The organism is Epibacterium sp. HA2-3, from assembly GCF_055693725.2.
In genome coordinates, this window is the sequence record NZ_CM172490.1 from 1,977,564 (window position 1) to 1,992,986 (window position 15,423).

Genomic DNA, 15,423 nt, shown 5'->3' on the forward strand with positions numbered 1-15,423 from the left:
TATCTCCCAAGAAGATGTCGCTCGAAAATATCTTTGGTCTTTCAAAATCGGGCGCAGCGTCACAGCGTGTCGCCCAATGCCGGAGCGCGGCAAAGTTCTGCGCGGCCCTTAACGATTTACGCTGAAATTATAGGCAAATCTGAGAACAAAACAACCATAAAGAGTGCGCGGCGCAGCGCAACTCACCCAAAAGAATTCCTTCCAATCCAAGCGCTTAATAAGGAAATCCTGCGTCACCTACCATGGCGACAGCCCCCCACGACCAAGAGCAGGCCCACGGGAGAAGTCCGCGACACACACAGATCATCGAGGCGGCGGGTGGAGAATAATTTCTAAAGGAATTCCGATTAACGTCCTTCGGAAGGGGAAGTTCATGCAGAACGCAATACTGATTCTTGCCGCCGCAACCGTCGTGATCTGCTCACCGGTTCTCGCATTGGTTGCTCAGGGCCGGCCCACTGCCGGTGATGTCGCCTTGGTGATTGCGCCCCCCTGGGGCAAATCCGCGGGCGACATCGTGACAGGCGCGGGGCTGCAAGATGTCACGCCAGAACGCGCTCCCATTGGTGCTCTTGTTTTGCTCGAGACGCCAGACAGCATTGACCGGCTTTATCGTGAAGGGGCCTGGTTGATTACAGACGGAAAGAAAGTTTTGGAACTATGCAAAAGCTAAGAGAGCCGCACGCGGACACCTCAGCCATTGATAGCCCTGCTCGCCCCATTGCAAAGGCGGCGAACACGCGACGAATTCAGCGGGTCACCAGTTGGCTGCTAGTCCCCCTGCCTGCCGCGGCCGCGTATTTTGTCAACGGGCTCCCCCTCTGGTGGGCCTTTGCCGCGCTGAGCCTTGTGCTCGGTGCCATGGCCTGGATCTCCCGCAAACTGCCGGAGTCGACGCGCGATTACCTGCTGAGTTTCTGCTTCATCGCCCACTGTATCTTGCTCACCGCCTCGCTCAGCGGTCACGCGTGGCAGCTTGATACGCATATGATGTTCTTTGCCGCCCTGGCCATCGTATCGACCCTTTCAAGTCCGCGCGCGCTGATCTTTGCAACGGTTCTGATCGCGCTGCACCACATTTCATTCAGCGTCCTGATGCCCTCTTTGGTCTATCCGGGTGGCGGCATTGCCGAGAACCTGCAACGCACTGTGATGCATGCGGTGATCGTGCTTCTGGAAGCCGGTGTTCTGCTGCTCAGCATGCTCAGGAGCCTTGCCGCCGACACGGAGCTGAAAACCCAGCAGAGCGCGGCCGAACATCAGGCGCAAGCGGCGGAACGCGCCGAAGCCCTTGCGATGCAAAGCCACAAGAACGCCGAGCGCGTCGTCAGCATCGTTGGCGATCATCTGCGTGAACTCGCCGCCGGGCGGCTGGATTGCAAGATCGACACCTCTTTCCCACAGGAATATGCGCAGCTTCAGGAGAGCTTCAATTCCACCGTCGATACGCTGAAAGGCACCATCGAACAGGTCAAAGACGCCACCTATCGCCTCAGCAAAGGCGCGACGGACATCGATCAGGCCTCTGAAAATCTCTCCAACCGCACCGAAAGCCAGGCCGCGACGCTGGAGCAATCCGTGGCCGCCCTCGAAGAACTGACCACTTCCGTCAAATCTTCGGCCGAAGGCGCGCTCAGCGTTCAGCGCACGATGGATGATGCCCGCTCCGAAGCCGTAAGCAGCGGTGGCGTCGTGAAGGATGCGGTCTCCGCCATGAGCGCGATCGAGGACTCCTCCTCCCAGATTGCGCGCAACATCAGCGTGATCGACGACATCGCCTTCCAGACCAACCTGCTGGCGCTCAATGCCGGGGTCGAGGCCGCCCGTGCGGGCGAGGCCGGCAAGGGCTTTGCCGTGGTCGCCGCCGAGGTGCAGGCGCTTGCGCAGCGGTCGGCTGATGCCGCAACCGAGATCAAGAGCCTGATCTCGCAGAGTTCCCAGCACGTTGATCACGGGGTTGATCTGGTGGGGCAGGCTGGCGAGGCGATCGAGAAGATCGTTGAACGCGTCGAACAGATCTCTGAACTTGTGTCGGGCATCGCCACCAGCGCGGCAGAGCAGTCTTCCGGGCTGGGCGAGATCAACACCGGGATGAGCCAGCTGGATCAGGTGACCCAGCAGAATGCGGCCATGGTGGAACAGGTCAGCGCAGCCAGTCATCTGCTGCATTCGGACTCAAAGCGGCTTGCACAGTTGATGGCGCATTTCGAGACGGGCGCCGCCGACCAGGCCCAAAGCGCCGCTGCGGCCTGAGGTCTCTCGTCCTTGTGCAAGGGGGCGCGCCGTGCGCCTGCCGGCACCTGTCCATCAAGCGAATTCATCTGAAGGGGCCAACAGGCCCCTTCTTTTGATCTGCCCGTCCACTGCCGGATGGAACAGGCCTGCGAGATCCCGGCGCGCGCAAGGCCCCCACCCCAATATGGTCAAGTCTGCAGATGCCGCACGCTATTTTCCGTCTCCACCGCCCCGATGCGCCAGCTGCAACGCCAGCCCCCCCTTAGGCCCAACAGCCGTTGTTTCACCCCAGCGCGTGCCCCGGGCAATGTGAGGCAAAGAGCCCTCAAAAGGACACGCGATATGAAAATCGGCTTTATCGGCCTCGGCAATGTGGGGGGCAAGCTTGCTGGCAGCCTGCTGCGCAACGGCTTTGATCTCACAGTCTATGATCTGAACCCTGATCTGGTGGCGGAATACGTCGAAAAAGGCGCGCAGCCCGGCACCGGGCCCTTGGCGATCATGCGGGCCTGCGACGCCGTCATCACCTGCCTGCCCTCGCCCGCCGCTTGCGCCACCGTGGTCGAGGAGATGCTGCCCGCAGTGGACAGTTCCAAGATCTGGATGGAGATGTCGACCACCGACGCCGCCGAAGTCAAACGGCTGGCCGCGCTTGTCTCTGAACGGGGCGGCAGTGCGATGGAATGCCCCGTGTCTGGTGGCTGTCATCGCGCCGACACCGGCAATATCTCGATTTTTGCAGGCTGCGACCGCGCGACATTCGAACGCATGCTGCCGACCCTGACGACCCTCGGGCGACGCGTGCTGCACACCGGCGACATCGGCAGCGCCTCCATTCTCAAGGTGATGACCAACTATCTTGCGACGGCGAACCTGCTGACCTGTTGCGAGGCGCTGGTGACGATGAAGGCCGCGGGCATTGATCTCAATACCACCTATGAAGCGATGAAGATCTCCTCCGGGACCTCCTTCGTGCATGAAACCGAAAGCCAGGTGATCCTGAACGGGTCGCGCGACATCTCATTCACGATGGATCTGGTGAAAAAGGACATCAGCCTGTTCCAGACCATCGCCGACGCCCATGGGGTGCCACTGGAAATCAGCCCGCTGCTAGTGGAGATCTTCACCGATGGGATCGCCAGGTTTGGCGAGCGCGAGCTCTCTCCTAATATCATCCGCCGCCTCGAAGAGGCCACGGGGCTGTCGATCACCGCACCGGGCTTTCCTGCGGAAATGGTCGATGATGAGCCCGAAGAACCGGGGTATGAGGTTGTGCCAACCGGACTCTCCGCCCCGCTCGCCAAGGCGCCAGCCGAGTAGCGCACCTCTCTGTTGGGGCTCAACCCATCCATCGTGGCGCGCATCTGAAGACGGGCGGAGCCCTCCCGGTACGCCCTTCTAAAGTCCCCGCGCGTGATCCTGTGGGTGCGGGGTGGGCGCGGCCTTGTGCCAGTCGACCGAGTTGATTTCTGTTGTCTGATTTGGGCTTGTCGCGTGCCAGGCGCGCGCCCATGATGGGCGCAAACAACAACCGGAGCCCCCATGCGCAGGCTGCCCCATGTCACCTGGCTTCGCTCCTTCGAGGCCGCCGCCCGTCACAGTTCCTTCAGCGCAGCAGCCGAAGAGCTGCACCTGACCCCCGCCGCAGTGAGCCAGCAAATCCGGCAGCTCGAACACCACCTCGGGTTTCAGCTCTTCAAACGCCTGCCCAAAGGGGTAGAGCTGACCGACATTGGCCAGGCCTATGCGATCCCGGTGCGCAAGTCGTTTGTGCAGATGCAAGAAGCCACGGATGGGCTGTTTCGGGTCCAGAGCAAATCCGTGCTGCGCGTGCGCTGCTCGATCAGCTTTGCGGCGCTGATCCTGGCACCGCTCCTGCGCGACTTCGCCGAAATCCATCCCGACATCGACGTCGAACTCTCGACCGCAGTTTGGTCGGATCGGATGGAGGGCGCCGGGGTGGATCTTGATATTCGCTACGGCGCCGCCTGCTGGCCGGAGCAAAACGTCCACCCGCTTCCGGTCGAAGAGGCCACGTTGGTCTGCCACCCGGACTATGCCGCGCAGCTTGGCAGCGCGCTTGATCCGGCATGGCTCGGGGCAGCGGACATTGTGCAGATCGTGGGCTCCGAGACCGATTGGGACCGCTATCTGCGGCTCTGCGGGATCGATACGCCGCGCCCGCGACACTGGATGAAGGCCGATTCCTCGCTGATCGCCCTGCAGATCCTGTCGGCGGGGCGCGGCTGCGCCCTGATTTCGCGCAGTTTCGCCCGTCAGGCGCTCAGCGAGGGACGCCTGGTTGCGCCTTTTGATCTGAGCCTGCCGATGCAGGAGAGCTTTGTTCTGGTCGAGCGCGACGACCTGAGGGAAAACCCGGGTCTGCGCAAACTTGTGGACTGGCTGCTGACGCAGAGGCTCTAGACGGTCGCGGCCGCTTTGCGGACCCAATCGACAAACAGAAGCGTGTCCTGCGAGGGCGTCGTGGGCGTGGTGACAAAATAGCTCGTCCCGAGATCCAGCGCGCCATCGGGCCAGGCCCGGAGGGCGCCGTCGCGTTCCGCCTGACCGGTGATCGAGCGCCAGCCCAGCATAAGCCCGCGCCCATCATAGATCGCCTGCGCCGCCTGGACGTAATTGTTAAAGATCTGTCCGCCCCCGCGCGGACGCTGAATACCGCGAGCCTGAAGATAATCTTCCCAACCCGCCCAGTGGTCATTGTGCGGATTGCGCACATGGATCAACGGCGCCTCAGCCAATGTGGCACCCTCCGCAAGAAGGCGCTCCACCAGTGCCGGCGCGCCCACCGGGCAGATCACCTCAGCAAAGAGCTTCTCCGTGCGCCCTTCGCGCCAGCCGCCCCGGCCATAGCGCAGCGCCACATCTATCCCGGGGCTCAGCACCGGAAGATCGGTTGCCGGGGCTTGCACGTTGACCGTAAGCTCCGGGTAGTCCGCGTAAAACATTGGCAATTTCGGCATCAACCAATAGGTCGCCATGCCCAATGTGCATGAAACCGTTACCTGCCGTTCGCCAATGGCATGCAGGGCACGGATGTCTTCGAGCGTGGCCGCAATCCGGCCAAGCCCCTCGCGTACCGCCCGCGAGAGCATCTCTCCGGCGTCGGTCAGACGCGCCGGGCGCACACTGCGATCAAAGAGCGCCACGCCCACGTGATCCTCCAGCGCCTTGAGCGCCTGACTGACCGCCGGCTGGGTCACATTGAGCCGCTGCGCAGCATCGCGCATCGACCCGTGACGCGAGATCGCCTCAAAGGTCACAAGCAAGCGCAAAGGAGGCAAGTGATCCATCTCTAACTTAATCCTCAGATTAAGTTATCTTCACCCGAAACAGGCTGTCGTCAAGCCCTCCCGTGGTGAAATACTGCGGCAAAGACACTCCTCAGGAAAAGGCAATCCAGCCATGAATGATCTCAGCTCTTCCCCCACGGTTGCGACCATTGCGGGCCTTGGTGACAAAGGTCTCGATATTACCCTGGCCGATGGCGCGACCCATTATTTCAATTACTACTGGCTGCGCGACAACTGCCCCAGCTCCTTTAGCGCCATGACCCGCGAGCGCAGCTTTGACATCTTTCACCTGGAGACCGCCCCACGCGCAAGAACGGCCGAGATTGACGGGGACGCGCTGGTGATCGACTGGCAGGACGAAGACCACATCACCCGCATGCCGCTCTCCTGGCTCAATGCCTATGCGGGCGGGCAGCGCCGCCCCGACCCAGCCGATCTGTCGCGCGTGGCCTGGTTTGGCGATCACTACCCAGCGGTGCCGCGGTTCTCGCAGCCCGATCTGGTCTCGGATGACGCGACCCGCGCCAAATGGATCGAGGCGATGCTGGTGCATGGTTTCACGATCGTGACCGACATGCCCGACAGCGATGCGGCGCTCACCCAGACGGCAGAGCTCATGGGCTTTGTGCGGCCCACCTTCTTTGGCACCTATTTTGATGTCAAAACCCACATCAACCCCACCAATACCGCCTATACCGCGGGCGCACTGGAGCTGCACACCGACACCCCGGCCGAGGAATTTGCGCCGGGCATCCAGTTCCTCCATTGCCGCATCAACACGGTTGACGGTGGCGAGAGCCTCTATGCCGATGGGGTGGCGGTGGCCAATGACTTTCGCAAGCGCGACCCAGAGGGCTTCAGGCTTCTCAGCGAAGTGCCGATCCCGTTCTACTGCGAACACGACACCTATGATGCGCGCTCACGCCAATATGTGATCGAGCTGGATCAACACGGCGAAGTCGAGGGGCTCACGATCAGTCAGCATATGGCCGATATTTTCGACCTCGATCAGAAACTGCTCGATGACTACTACCCCGCGTTCTGCCGCTTTGGTCGGATGCTGCAGGAAGAGAAATACATGATGCGCTTTTTGATGAAGGGCGGTGAATGCATGGTCTTTGACAACCATCGCATCGTGCATGGCCGCGCCGCCTATACCGCCTCCAGTGGTGACCGGTATCTGCGCGGCTGCTACGTGGATCGCTCCGAGATGCGCTCCACCTATCGTGCATTGGTCAGCGAAGGACGGTTCAAGGCATGACCCTCACACGCGCCCTCCCCGATGCCGAGGCCCAGTTGCGGGCCGATCTCGCAGATGCCTTTCGGATCTGTCACATGCTGGGCTGGTCCGAAAGTGTCGGCAACCACTTCAGCGCGGCCGTCTCCGCTGACGGGCAGTCATTCCTGCTCAACGCCAAGTGGCAGCACTTCGACACCATCGCGCCCGAGGATCTGCTGCTTTTGGACAGCCGCACCGCAGAGACGCCCCCCGATGTCGATGCCTCGGCCTGGTGCGTGCATGGCACTCTGCACCGCCGCCTGCCCGATGCGCGCGTGCTGCTGCATGCCCATTCGCCCTATGCAACGGCGCTGGCCTGCCTCGAGGATCCCACCATGGTTCCAATCGACAACAATACCGCCCGCTTTTACGGGCGCACCGCCTATGACATGTCCTTTGGCGGCATTGCCGATGCCACCGAGGAAGGCGAACGCCTGGCAGAGGCGCTTGGCGACAAATCCGTGCTGGTGATGGGAAATCACGGGGTCAGCATCGTGGGCGACACCGTGGCAGAGGCGTTCGAGGATCTCTACTTCTTTGAAAAGGCTGCGCAAACACTGATCCTCGCCCGCTCTACCGGGGCACGCCTCGCGGTCCTGTCGGATGCGGTGGCCCAGAACACCGCCGATGGCTGGCGCGCCTATCAGGGGATGGCGGCCAAGCATTTTGCCTATCTGCGCAGCAGGTTGCCGCCCCTGCCCAGCTGACCTGACCCAAAGGGCCTGGCCTCGCCTCGGCAAAACTGAACGAAGCGTGCCTGCCCCTGCGGCAATTTCTGCCGGGGCAGGCATTTTACCGAGTCTCGGGCGCAGCGCACACTGGGCCCCCGACCGAGCGCGCCCTGTCCAAACTGCCGAATATTCGCTCAGTGCTATCAGCCCATCACCACCCGCAGGGTTTCGGGATCTACCTCCTGACCGTCCTCATCAAGCAGCGCGACGCGCACTGCACCGGTCTTGCCCTTTGGCGCAAAATGCACCGACGGCGTGGTGCTTTGCTCTGTATCCCACCATTGTTTCATCGCCAGGAACGTGAGCGCGAGATCGCGACCGCGCTCCGTCAGCCGGTAGCCATGCCGCGCCCGCGCCCCGTTTTCGCGATACTCGAACCGGCAAAGCAAACCGGCCTCGACCAGCTTGGCAAGACGGTTTGACAGGATCGAGCGCGGCACTCCGATGTCTTCCTGCATATCGGCAAAGCGCACCACGCCATAAAACGCCTCGCGCAGGATCAACAGCGTCCAGCGATCGCCCAGGATGTCCGCGGCCTGCGCGAGACCACAGCGGTCCATCCGAACGGGTGCGCGCGCACGCACAGAAGGATCGACCACGGGTGTCTGGCTGGCGGGAGGAGGCACATCTGAGTTTGACATATGGACTTAGGCTCTCTACGCGACAATCTGAGTACATAATTTAGACCGAGGAGCCCCATATGACCACCCGCTTCATCCCCGCCACGCCCGCCGCGCGCCCCATCGACCAGGATGACCCGCTTGAGGATTTCGAGCGCCGCGAGGTCGCGCTTCTCGGCCTCACCAAGACGGTCTATGTGGCGGGCGCGGGTCCCGCGGTGATCGTGATGCACGAGCTGCCGGGGATCTCGCCGCAAGTGGCCCGCTTTGCGCGATGGGTCCGGGAGGCCGGCTTCACCGTCTACATGCCCTCGCTTTTTGGGCGCGATGGCGCCGTCGCACAGGCCGACGAAGGCGCTGAGGTCTTTAAACGAGTCTGCATCTCGCGCGAGTTTCGGGTCATGGCGGGGATGGGCACCAGCCCGGTTGTGGCGTGGCTGCGCGCGCTCGCCAGCGAGGCTCATGAGGCCTGTGGCGGCATCGGCGTCGGCGCCGTTGGCATGTGCCTCACTGGAAACTTCGCGCTCTCGATGATGATCGAACCCGCCATGCAGGCCCCCGTGCTCTGCCAGCCATCGCTCCCGCTTGACGATCCGGGCGCCATTGCCATGAGTGACGAAGAAGCCGCCGCCGTCCGCGCACGCATGGATCAGGACGATCTGACCGCACAGCTCTATCGGTTCGAAGGGGACAGCTTCTGCCGCGCGGAGCGGCTCGCGGCCTATTTCGACCGGTTTGGGGACCGCCTCACGGAGAAAACCCTGCCCGACAGCGCCGCCAATCCGTCTCCCGCGCCCTTCTTCAACGCCCATGTGCCAACACCGCATTCGGTTGTGACACAGCACCTGATCGATGCAGCCGGAACAGAAACCGTCAAAGCCGTCGAGGAGATTATCGCGTTTCTGCGCAGCCGGTTGCACCCCTGATGCCCCGCTGACCCACAGCCCCGCTGACACCGGGCGTGCAAAACACCGTGCCGGTATGACACGCCCAATTCGCCCGGCGCAACCTTTGGGGCCAGCGATCTGGAACGAGACCTCGACCTCAAGCAGCAGCGGACGGCAGATGCCCCGGCAGGGTAAAGCGGATCACCGCACCGGGCTGGCCTTCATTGTTGCGCGCGTCAATCGTTCCGCCGCGCGCCCTCACCAGTCGGTGAACCCCCAGCAGACCAAAGCCACCATCGGTGCGCAGGGTCCCGGTATTCAGGAGCAGCGCGGCAGGATCGCGCAGGCCGGGGCCATTGTCCTTCACTTCGACGGCATAGAAATCATCCGGTTCGGCCGAGAGGCTGATGTCCACATGCAAGGGGCTGTCGTCTGCCCTACGACCGTATTTCAACGCGTTGTCGATCAGATTGCGCAGAACAATAAGCGTGGCCGCCCGATCGCCTACCACCTGATCGCCGCTGATGTTGCACACACAGCGCCCCATCGGGTCGAGCAGGGCAAGCACCTCGTTCACCAGATCACGAAAGGAGAACGCCCGCACGTCCGATTGCGTGGTGGTCGCCTGCGCATGGGCCAGAATGTCAGAGATAAGTTGCGTTGCCCGCGTGCCGATCTGTTCCAGCATGTCGATCAGTTCGAGCTTGCCATCGCCCATGTCTTCAAAATCTTCGCGCAGCATCTCGGCAATCGTTCTGACATGGCGCATCGGCGTGCGAAGATCGTGGGCTGCGAGGCTGACGAAATCCTCGATCTCGGCGTGAAACATTTCGGCCCCGAGCTGCAGGTTTTGCAGGTGACCAAGGCCTGAAATATCCTTGGTGGTGCCAACGATATGTGTCACACGACCGGAATCGTCGAGACAGGGACGCAATGTGACCTCGATCCGATGCTCTGCGCCGTGGAGCGGCAGATGCGCCTGATAGGTAAACGGCCTGCCCTCGCGCAGCACCCGAAGATGGTGGCCATAGATGGTCTCGCCATAGCGCCCCGGAAAGAGATCCCGTATCGTCAGCCCCAGGACCTCCGCTTCGCGTCGCTGGATATGACCAAGCGCATATCTGTTGAATGCGGTATAGCGCGGAATCCCCTCGGCATCCGGCTCTAGGACAAAGACAGCCTGCTCCACCTGATCGAGCAGGCGTTTCTGTTCGAGAGACATGGGCAGATGTCCTCCTTCAAAACCAACGCCAGCGAGGAGGCCGTGCCCCAGGGTGTGAGGCGCGTCTTTGGGTAACCAACAACACAGACGCACAACGTCTCGCACCGATAACGATAGGCGATCATACCTAAGAAAAGGTGACTCTCTGCCATGTGACGCGCACCGGCGGGGTTGCGGTTGACCACTAGCAGAAGAACCGCTGGCGAGACCATCGCCCGCGATCCGGCGACACTGACCTCCAGGACGTCACCCGAGATCTTCAGGCAATGGGCTACCGGGTTGCAGCGCGCGTCGTATCAGCGGCGGAAGTCGGCGGGACGCATACCCGTGAAAGGCTGTTCATTCTGGCCCACGCCGACGTTCAAGAACTCCGGCAATCGTGCCTGCATCGCCGGGGGCCCGGAGGGGATCCAGTTCAAATCCGATCAGAACCAGACCGGCTCACAGATCGGGATCAAGACCGCCGCGACCGCCTGGACGCTCATGTGGGAGTTGATGATGGCGGCGGGTTGGACCCCTCAGCGGTTCCGGTCTTCCCACCGCTTCCGGGTGATTTTGCTGAATGGGGCGAAATACTCGGATCATCCCCTCACCTTAAACCCTGCCTTCACGGACTGGATGATGGGGTGGCCTTCGGGCTGGACCGATCCGCTGCAGCCGGTAACGGGGTGGTGCCAATGGCTGCGGCACGCGCGTACCTTGATCTGAAAAAGGCCCTCGCTTGAAGCGACCCTTTGAGGGGGCTTAAACGCCCCTTCAATCCCACTTCAGCCCAAAATCTGGTTGCTGTAAAAAAGTCTGTAAATCACTGCAAAAAAGTCCGTCACGCTACAAACAGCCATCCACGTTCGCAAATACAACCGCCCCCACCGTGGGAATTCATGGGACATATGGGAAAGCATGGCACCTAGGCGGGATTTTGGGAAAACGAATCACTTTCATGTGGATCGCTTGAGGGAATGCCCCCCAAAAACCCAGTAAAAATAGAACAAAGCAAAAACAAACGCCGCGCCATCAAAGCGCGCCCCAAGAATCGCGGGAAAATAGGGGAAGTTTTCTGACGCCACAAGAAGCCATATATATAGACGCGCGCCACCACATGAACACTACATCGGGCGCAACATACGCCCAGAACGCGCAGAAAGCCTGTCATCCGCAAGCGCTCAGAGACCCAGCACCTCCGCATCATCCTTAAAAATCCCTTGCGGTACCATACTTTCCCATAGTATCCATATTTCACCAGATGAACACGAAGAGCACGGGGCACAAAACGACCCCAACGTCACAATACGGCAGGTTTCATACAGGCCTTCGCTTTCATCAAAAAGAGAGATCCGGCGCGCGAGCGAGCAGACATCCCCCCAGGTGGCGCGCGCAGTCGGACACCCCGCAAGGCGGGTCAAGGCGGCGGGTTGATCAGTGGCAGCGGATCAACTCGCCCCTTTTGGTTTCAGGCCCCGCGTTCAGGAGGAACCGGGGAAAACGCGGGACGCGAGAAAGGGCGGCACATTGGGTCGCAGGTTCAGAGGCGAGAGCCACCACAAGGTGGACAGCAAGGGGCGGGTGTCTATCCCAGCCTCCTTTCGCCGTGTGCTGGAGGCCTCCGACCCGAACTGGCAGCCCGGTGACGCGCCCGAACTGGTGATCGTTTATGGCGATCACCGCCGTCAGTACCTTGAGTGCTATACCATGGAAGCCATCGAGGAAGTGGACGCCAAGATCGCCGCCCTGCCCCGTGGCTCCAAGGGCCGAAAGATCCTCGAACGCATCTTTAACGGCCAGTCCCTGCCGACCACGGTGGATGAGACGGGCCGCCTTGTGCTTCCGGCCAAACTGCGCCAGAAGATCGACCTCGACAAAGAGGCCTTCTTTATTGCGTCCGGGGACACCTTCCAGATCTGGAAGCCCGAGACCTATGAAGAGGTCGAGATGGCCGAGGCCGAGAAGCTGATGGACGAGCTGCCGGATGACTTCGATCCCCTTGAATTCCTAGACGGCGCCGGAGGCGCATAAGATATGACGGACCGCACCGCTGCCCCCTCCGGTCCCCACATTCCTGTCCTGCTGAAGCCGCTCCTTGCAGCGGTGGCGCCGGTCACTGGCCGCTGGCTCGATGGCACCTTTGGCGCGGGCGGCTATACCAAGGGCCTTCTGGCTGCGGGGGCCGATCAGGTCATCGGCGTCGACCGTGATCCGCTGGCGTTTGAGATGGCGCAGCCGTGGGCGGCAGAGTATGGCGACCGGCTGGTGCTGCAGCAGGGCGTGTTCTCGCGCATGGATGAATACGCGCAGGATCTCGATGGCGTGGTCTTGGACCTTGGGGTGTCGTCGATGCAGCTGGATTTGGCGGAGCGCGGCTTTTCCTTCATGAAGGAGGGTCCGCTCGATATGCGCATGTCGCAAGATGGGCCCTCAGCCGCGGATCTGGTGGCCGAGCTCAGCGAAGTACAACTCGCTGATGTTCTTTACAGTTTTGGTGAAGAGCGCGCCTCGCGCCGGATCGCCAAGGCCATCGTGAAGGAACGCGCGCAGGCGCCGATCACCACCACATTGCGCCTGGCCGAAATCATCGAGGGCTGCCTGCCCCGCCCCAAACCCGGCCAGTCTCACCCGGCGACCCGCAGCTTTCAGGCGCTGCGCATCGCGGTGAATGGCGAGTATGAAGAGCTGATGGGCGGGCTTCTGGCCGCTGAGCGCGCGCTCAAACCCGGTGGACTCCTGGCCGTGGTGACCTTCCATTCGGTCGAAGACCGTATGGTCAAACGCTTCTTTCAGCACCGCGCAAACAAGACCGGAAATGCCAACCGATATGCGCCCGCGATGGAAGAGCAGCCCAGCCAATTTGAGCTAGTGACCCGCAAGGCCGTTGGCCCCGACAAGGACGAGCTGGCGCAAAACCCGCGTTCGCGCTCGGCGCTCTTGCGGGTGGGGCGGCGCACCGATGCCGCTCCGGTGGAGATCACCGCCAAGGAACTGAGCATGCCGCAGTTGAAAGAGACGCGCTAATGAGAACCCTCGCCTATATGATGACGATCCTCGCGGTCTTTGGTCTGGCGTTCTGGGCCTACCGCGAGAATTACGCCACCCAGCAGGTGCTCAAGGAAACCCGCGTCCTGCGCAGTGACATTGCCGATGCGCAGGTGCGCCTGAGCGTGCTGCGCGCCGAATGGGCCTATCTCAACCGTCCCGACCGTTTGCGGGACCTGGCAGAGCTCAACTTTGAGCGCCTTGGCCTGCTGCCACTGCGCCCGGAACAATTTGGACGCGTGGACGAGGTGTCCTTTCCGCCCTCGGGTCTGGTGATCGAAGAAGGCGTCGAGGTCTCCTCTTATGGACAGGAGGCCGATCAATGATCCGCACGCCCCTGCGCCCCCTCGCCCGCATCCTGCCCGCCCGCGCGCGCGGCGAGAACCCCGACCTCATCGAGCGTGAAAACCTCGCCCAGCGCCACAGCGAGATGGAAGCCCGTGCCCGCACCCGCGCCGAGGGGCGTCTTCTGGTGCTCGCGGCCTTTTTTGTCTGCGCCTATGTGGCGATCGGCGGACGGATGGCGATGATGGCCACCTCGGAGCCGGCAGAGCCCGTCTCGGTGAGCGGCAGCGCCATCGCCAACCAGCGCGCCGACATCGTTGACCGCGAAGGCCGCATCCTCGCCACCAATTTTGAGACCTTCTCGCTCTATGCCCAGCCGCCGCAGATGGTGGAGCCGCTGCTGGCCGCGGAAAAACTGGTCTCGATCTTTCCCGATCTCGATCACGAGCGTCTGGTCAAGGATTTCACAGGAAGCCGCAAGTTCCTCTGGATCAAGAAGAAAATCAGCCCCGAGCAAATGCAGGCGGTGCATGACATCGGCGATCCCGGCCTGATGTTTGGCCCGCGCGAGATGCGCCTTTACCCCAACGGCAAGCTCGCCGCACATGTGCTGGGTGGGGCCTCCTTTGGCAAGGAAGGCGTGAACGCCGCCGAGGTGATCGGTGTGGCAGGCGTGGAAAAACAGTTCGACGACTACCTGCGCGACCCGGCCAATGGCGGCAAGCCGCTGGAATTGAGCCTCGATCTCTCGGTGCAGCACGCCACCGAAGAAGTGCTCTATGGCGGCATGAAGCTGATGAACGCCAAGGGCGCAACCTCGATCCTAATGGATGTGCACACTGGAGAGGTGATCTCGGTGGCCTCGCTGCCCGATTTTGATCCCAACGAGCGCCCACGCCCGCCCACCTCGGGCTTTGACCCGTCCGAAAGCCCGCTCTTCAACCGTGCCGTTCAGGGCGTCTATGAGCTTGGCTCGACCTTCAAGATCTTTGCCGCGGCCCAGGCCATCGAGCTTGGCCTTGTGAACCCGGAAACCGTGATCGACACTCGCGGCCCATTGCGCTGGGGCAAATTCTCCATCCGGGATTTTCGTAACTATGGCAACGAGATGACCGTCTCGCGCATCATCGAAAAGTCCTCCAACATCGGGACCGCGCGGCTCGCGCAGCAGATCGGAGCCGAACGCCAGCGCGCCTTCCTCGGTGAGCTTGGCATGTTGGAGCCGACCCCGTTTGAGATCGTCGAAGCGTCGGGCGGCCAGCCGCTCTTGCCGAGAAACTGGTCGGAGCTGTCGACCATGACCATTTCCTATGGTCACGGGATTTCAACCACGCCGATGCATCTGGCGGCGGGCTATGCGGCCATTGCCAATGGCGGACGGCTCGTGAAACCCACGATCCTCAAGCAGACCGGCCCCCGCCTCGGGGAGCGCGTGCTCAGCAAAGAGGTTGCCGAGGCTTCACTCGAGATGCTGCGCAGGGTGGTGAGCAGCGGCTCTGCCTCCATGGCCGAGGTCGAAGGCTACAGCGTGGGCGGCAAGACCGGCACCGCTGACAAGCCCAAGCCCCGTGGCGGCTATTACGAAGACAAGGTGATCGCGACCTTTGCCGCCGTTTTCCCCACGGATGCGCCGAAATATGTGCTGATCGTGACCCTGGATGAACCCGAGATCATCGCCTATGGCGAGGACCGCCGCACCGCCGGCTGGACCGCCGCGCCCGTCGCCGCCGAGATGATCGCGCGCCTTGCGCCGCTCCTTGGGCTCAGACCACAGATTGAACCTGCCCGTATCTCTGGTGTAACCCTCACCTCAAACTAACAGGTGG

General features: G+C 62.0%; 15 protein-coding genes. 12 read left to right on the plus strand and 3 right to left on the minus strand.

Going from position 1 to position 15,423, the window contains the following annotated elements; translation table 11 throughout:
* Window positions 1–373: 373 nt before the first annotated feature.
* From ACZ1HH_RS09225 to ACZ1HH_RS09240, 4 genes are all read left to right on the plus strand, one after another.
* Complete coding sequence (locus ACZ1HH_RS09225; protein ID WP_011539326.1) at window positions 374–673, plus strand: hypothetical protein; 300 nt, start codon at window positions 374–376, stop codon at window positions 671–673.
* Complete coding sequence (locus ACZ1HH_RS09230; protein ID WP_472636470.1) at window positions 661–2,253, plus strand: methyl-accepting chemotaxis protein; 1,593 nt, start codon at window positions 661–663, stop codon at window positions 2,251–2,253. Before ACZ1HH_RS09225 ends, ACZ1HH_RS09230 begins: the two co-directional genes overlap by 13 nt.
* A gap of 324 nt (window positions 2,254–2,577) precedes the next feature.
* Window positions 2,578–3,555, plus strand: coding sequence for an NAD(P)-dependent oxidoreductase (locus tag ACZ1HH_RS09235; protein WP_168610585.1), 978 nt, complete (start codon window positions 2,578–2,580; stop codon window positions 3,553–3,555).
* Between the two features lie 222 nt (window positions 3,556–3,777).
* Window positions 3,778–4,659 carry a LysR substrate-binding domain-containing protein gene (locus ACZ1HH_RS09240; RefSeq protein WP_011539329.1) on the plus strand — a complete coding sequence of 294 codons (882 nt, stop codon included), beginning with the start codon at window positions 3,778–3,780 and terminating at the stop codon, window positions 4,657–4,659.
* On the opposite strand, the gene ACZ1HH_RS09245 is transcribed toward ACZ1HH_RS09240, so the two are convergent.
* A complete protein-coding gene (locus ACZ1HH_RS09245; protein WP_168610587.1) occupies window positions 4,656–5,546 on the minus strand; it encodes a LysR family transcriptional regulator in 891 nt (296 codons plus the stop codon). The genes ACZ1HH_RS09240 and ACZ1HH_RS09245 overlap by 4 nt on opposite strands.
* 112 nt (window positions 5,547–5,658) lie before the next feature.
* Between ACZ1HH_RS09245 and ACZ1HH_RS09250 the strand changes: the two genes are divergently transcribed.
* Together ACZ1HH_RS09250 and ACZ1HH_RS09255 are read left to right on the plus strand one after the other, a co-directional pair.
* On the plus strand, window positions 5,659–6,807 hold the full coding sequence (locus tag ACZ1HH_RS09250; protein ID WP_472636471.1) for a TauD/TfdA family dioxygenase: 1,149 nt from the start codon (window positions 5,659–5,661) through the stop codon (window positions 6,805–6,807).
* Window positions 6,804–7,532 carry a class II aldolase/adducin family protein gene (locus tag ACZ1HH_RS09255; RefSeq protein WP_472636472.1) on the plus strand — a complete coding sequence of 243 codons (729 nt, stop codon included), beginning with the start codon at window positions 6,804–6,806 and terminating at the stop codon, window positions 7,530–7,532. The genes ACZ1HH_RS09250 and ACZ1HH_RS09255 overlap by 4 nt, the downstream gene beginning before the upstream one ends.
* Before the next feature lie 167 nt (window positions 7,533–7,699).
* Here the strand turns inward: ACZ1HH_RS09255 and ACZ1HH_RS09260 are convergent, their stop codons facing one another.
* A complete protein-coding gene (locus ACZ1HH_RS09260; RefSeq protein ID WP_011539333.1) occupies window positions 7,700–8,197 on the minus strand; it encodes a winged helix-turn-helix transcriptional regulator in 498 nt (165 codons plus the stop codon).
* A gap of 59 nt (window positions 8,198–8,256) precedes the next feature.
* Between ACZ1HH_RS09260 and ACZ1HH_RS09265 the strand changes: the two genes are divergently transcribed.
* Complete coding sequence (locus ACZ1HH_RS09265; RefSeq protein WP_011539334.1) at window positions 8,257–9,102, plus strand: dienelactone hydrolase family protein; 846 nt, start codon at window positions 8,257–8,259, stop codon at window positions 9,100–9,102.
* Between the two features lie 118 nt (window positions 9,103–9,220).
* Here the strand turns inward: ACZ1HH_RS09265 and ACZ1HH_RS09270 are convergent, their stop codons facing one another.
* Window positions 9,221–10,285 carry a sensor histidine kinase gene (locus ACZ1HH_RS09270; protein ID WP_472636475.1) on the minus strand — a complete coding sequence of 355 codons (1,065 nt, stop codon included), beginning with the start codon at window positions 10,283–10,285 and terminating at the stop codon, window positions 9,221–9,223.
* 327 nt (window positions 10,286–10,612) lie between these two features.
* Between ACZ1HH_RS09270 and ACZ1HH_RS09275 the strand changes: the two genes are divergently transcribed.
* From ACZ1HH_RS09275 to ACZ1HH_RS09295, 5 genes are all read left to right on the plus strand, one after another.
* Window positions 10,613–10,993: a hypothetical protein gene (locus tag ACZ1HH_RS09275; RefSeq protein ID WP_472637347.1), complete on the plus strand. Its 381-nt coding sequence runs from the start codon at window positions 10,613–10,615 to the stop codon at window positions 10,991–10,993.
* An 801-nt stretch (window positions 10,994–11,794) separates the two neighbouring features.
* Window positions 11,795–12,298, plus strand: coding sequence for a division/cell wall cluster transcriptional repressor MraZ (mraZ, locus tag ACZ1HH_RS09280; RefSeq protein WP_011539339.1), 504 nt, complete (start codon window positions 11,795–11,797; stop codon window positions 12,296–12,298).
* Between the two features lie 3 nt (window positions 12,299–12,301).
* Window positions 12,302–13,291: a 16S rRNA (cytosine(1402)-N(4))-methyltransferase RsmH gene (gene rsmH, locus ACZ1HH_RS09285; RefSeq protein WP_472636476.1), complete on the plus strand. Its 990-nt coding sequence runs from the start codon at window positions 12,302–12,304 to the stop codon at window positions 13,289–13,291.
* Window positions 13,291–13,638 (plus strand): cell division protein FtsL, encoded by a 348-nt coding sequence (gene ftsL, locus ACZ1HH_RS09290; protein ID WP_011539341.1) that lies wholly within the window; start codon window positions 13,291–13,293, stop codon window positions 13,636–13,638. Before rsmH ends, ftsL begins: the two co-directional genes overlap by 1 nt.
* A complete protein-coding gene (locus ACZ1HH_RS09295; RefSeq protein ID WP_472636477.1) occupies window positions 13,635–15,416 on the plus strand; it encodes a peptidoglycan D,D-transpeptidase FtsI family protein in 1,782 nt (593 codons plus the stop codon). The genes ftsL and ACZ1HH_RS09295 overlap by 4 nt, the downstream gene beginning before the upstream one ends.
* Window positions 15,417–15,423: the final 7 nt, after the last annotated feature.

Coding starts and splice junctions, on each gene's coding strand:
- ACZ1HH_RS09225 (WP_011539326.1), top strand. CDS start 374: ATGCAGAACGCAATACTGATTCTTGCCGCCGCAACCGTCGTGATCTGC.
- ACZ1HH_RS09230 (WP_472636470.1), top strand. CDS start 661: ATGCAAAAGCTAAGAGAGCCGCACGCGGACACCTCAGCCATTGATAGC.
- ACZ1HH_RS09235 (WP_168610585.1), top strand. CDS start 2,578: ATGAAAATCGGCTTTATCGGCCTCGGCAATGTGGGGGGCAAGCTTGCT.
- ACZ1HH_RS09240 (WP_011539329.1), top strand. CDS start 3,778: ATGCGCAGGCTGCCCCATGTCACCTGGCTTCGCTCCTTCGAGGCCGCC.
- ACZ1HH_RS09245 (WP_168610587.1), bottom strand. CDS start 5,546: ATGGATCACTTGCCTCCTTTGCGCTTGCTTGTGACCTTTGAGGCGATC.
- ACZ1HH_RS09250 (WP_472636471.1), top strand. CDS start 5,659: ATGAATGATCTCAGCTCTTCCCCCACGGTTGCGACCATTGCGGGCCTT.
- ACZ1HH_RS09255 (WP_472636472.1), top strand. CDS start 6,804: ATGACCCTCACACGCGCCCTCCCCGATGCCGAGGCCCAGTTGCGGGCC.
- ACZ1HH_RS09260 (WP_011539333.1), bottom strand. CDS start 8,197: ATGTCAAACTCAGATGTGCCTCCTCCCGCCAGCCAGACACCCGTGGTC.
- ACZ1HH_RS09265 (WP_011539334.1), top strand. CDS start 8,257: ATGACCACCCGCTTCATCCCCGCCACGCCCGCCGCGCGCCCCATCGAC.
- ACZ1HH_RS09270 (WP_472636475.1), bottom strand. CDS start 10,285: ATGTCTCTCGAACAGAAACGCCTGCTCGATCAGGTGGAGCAGGCTGTC.
- rsmH (WP_472636476.1), top strand. CDS start 12,302: ATGACGGACCGCACCGCTGCCCCCTCCGGTCCCCACATTCCTGTCCTG.
- ftsL (WP_011539341.1), top strand. CDS start 13,291: ATGAGAACCCTCGCCTATATGATGACGATCCTCGCGGTCTTTGGTCTG.
- ACZ1HH_RS09295 (WP_472636477.1), top strand. CDS start 13,635: ATGATCCGCACGCCCCTGCGCCCCCTCGCCCGCATCCTGCCCGCCCGC.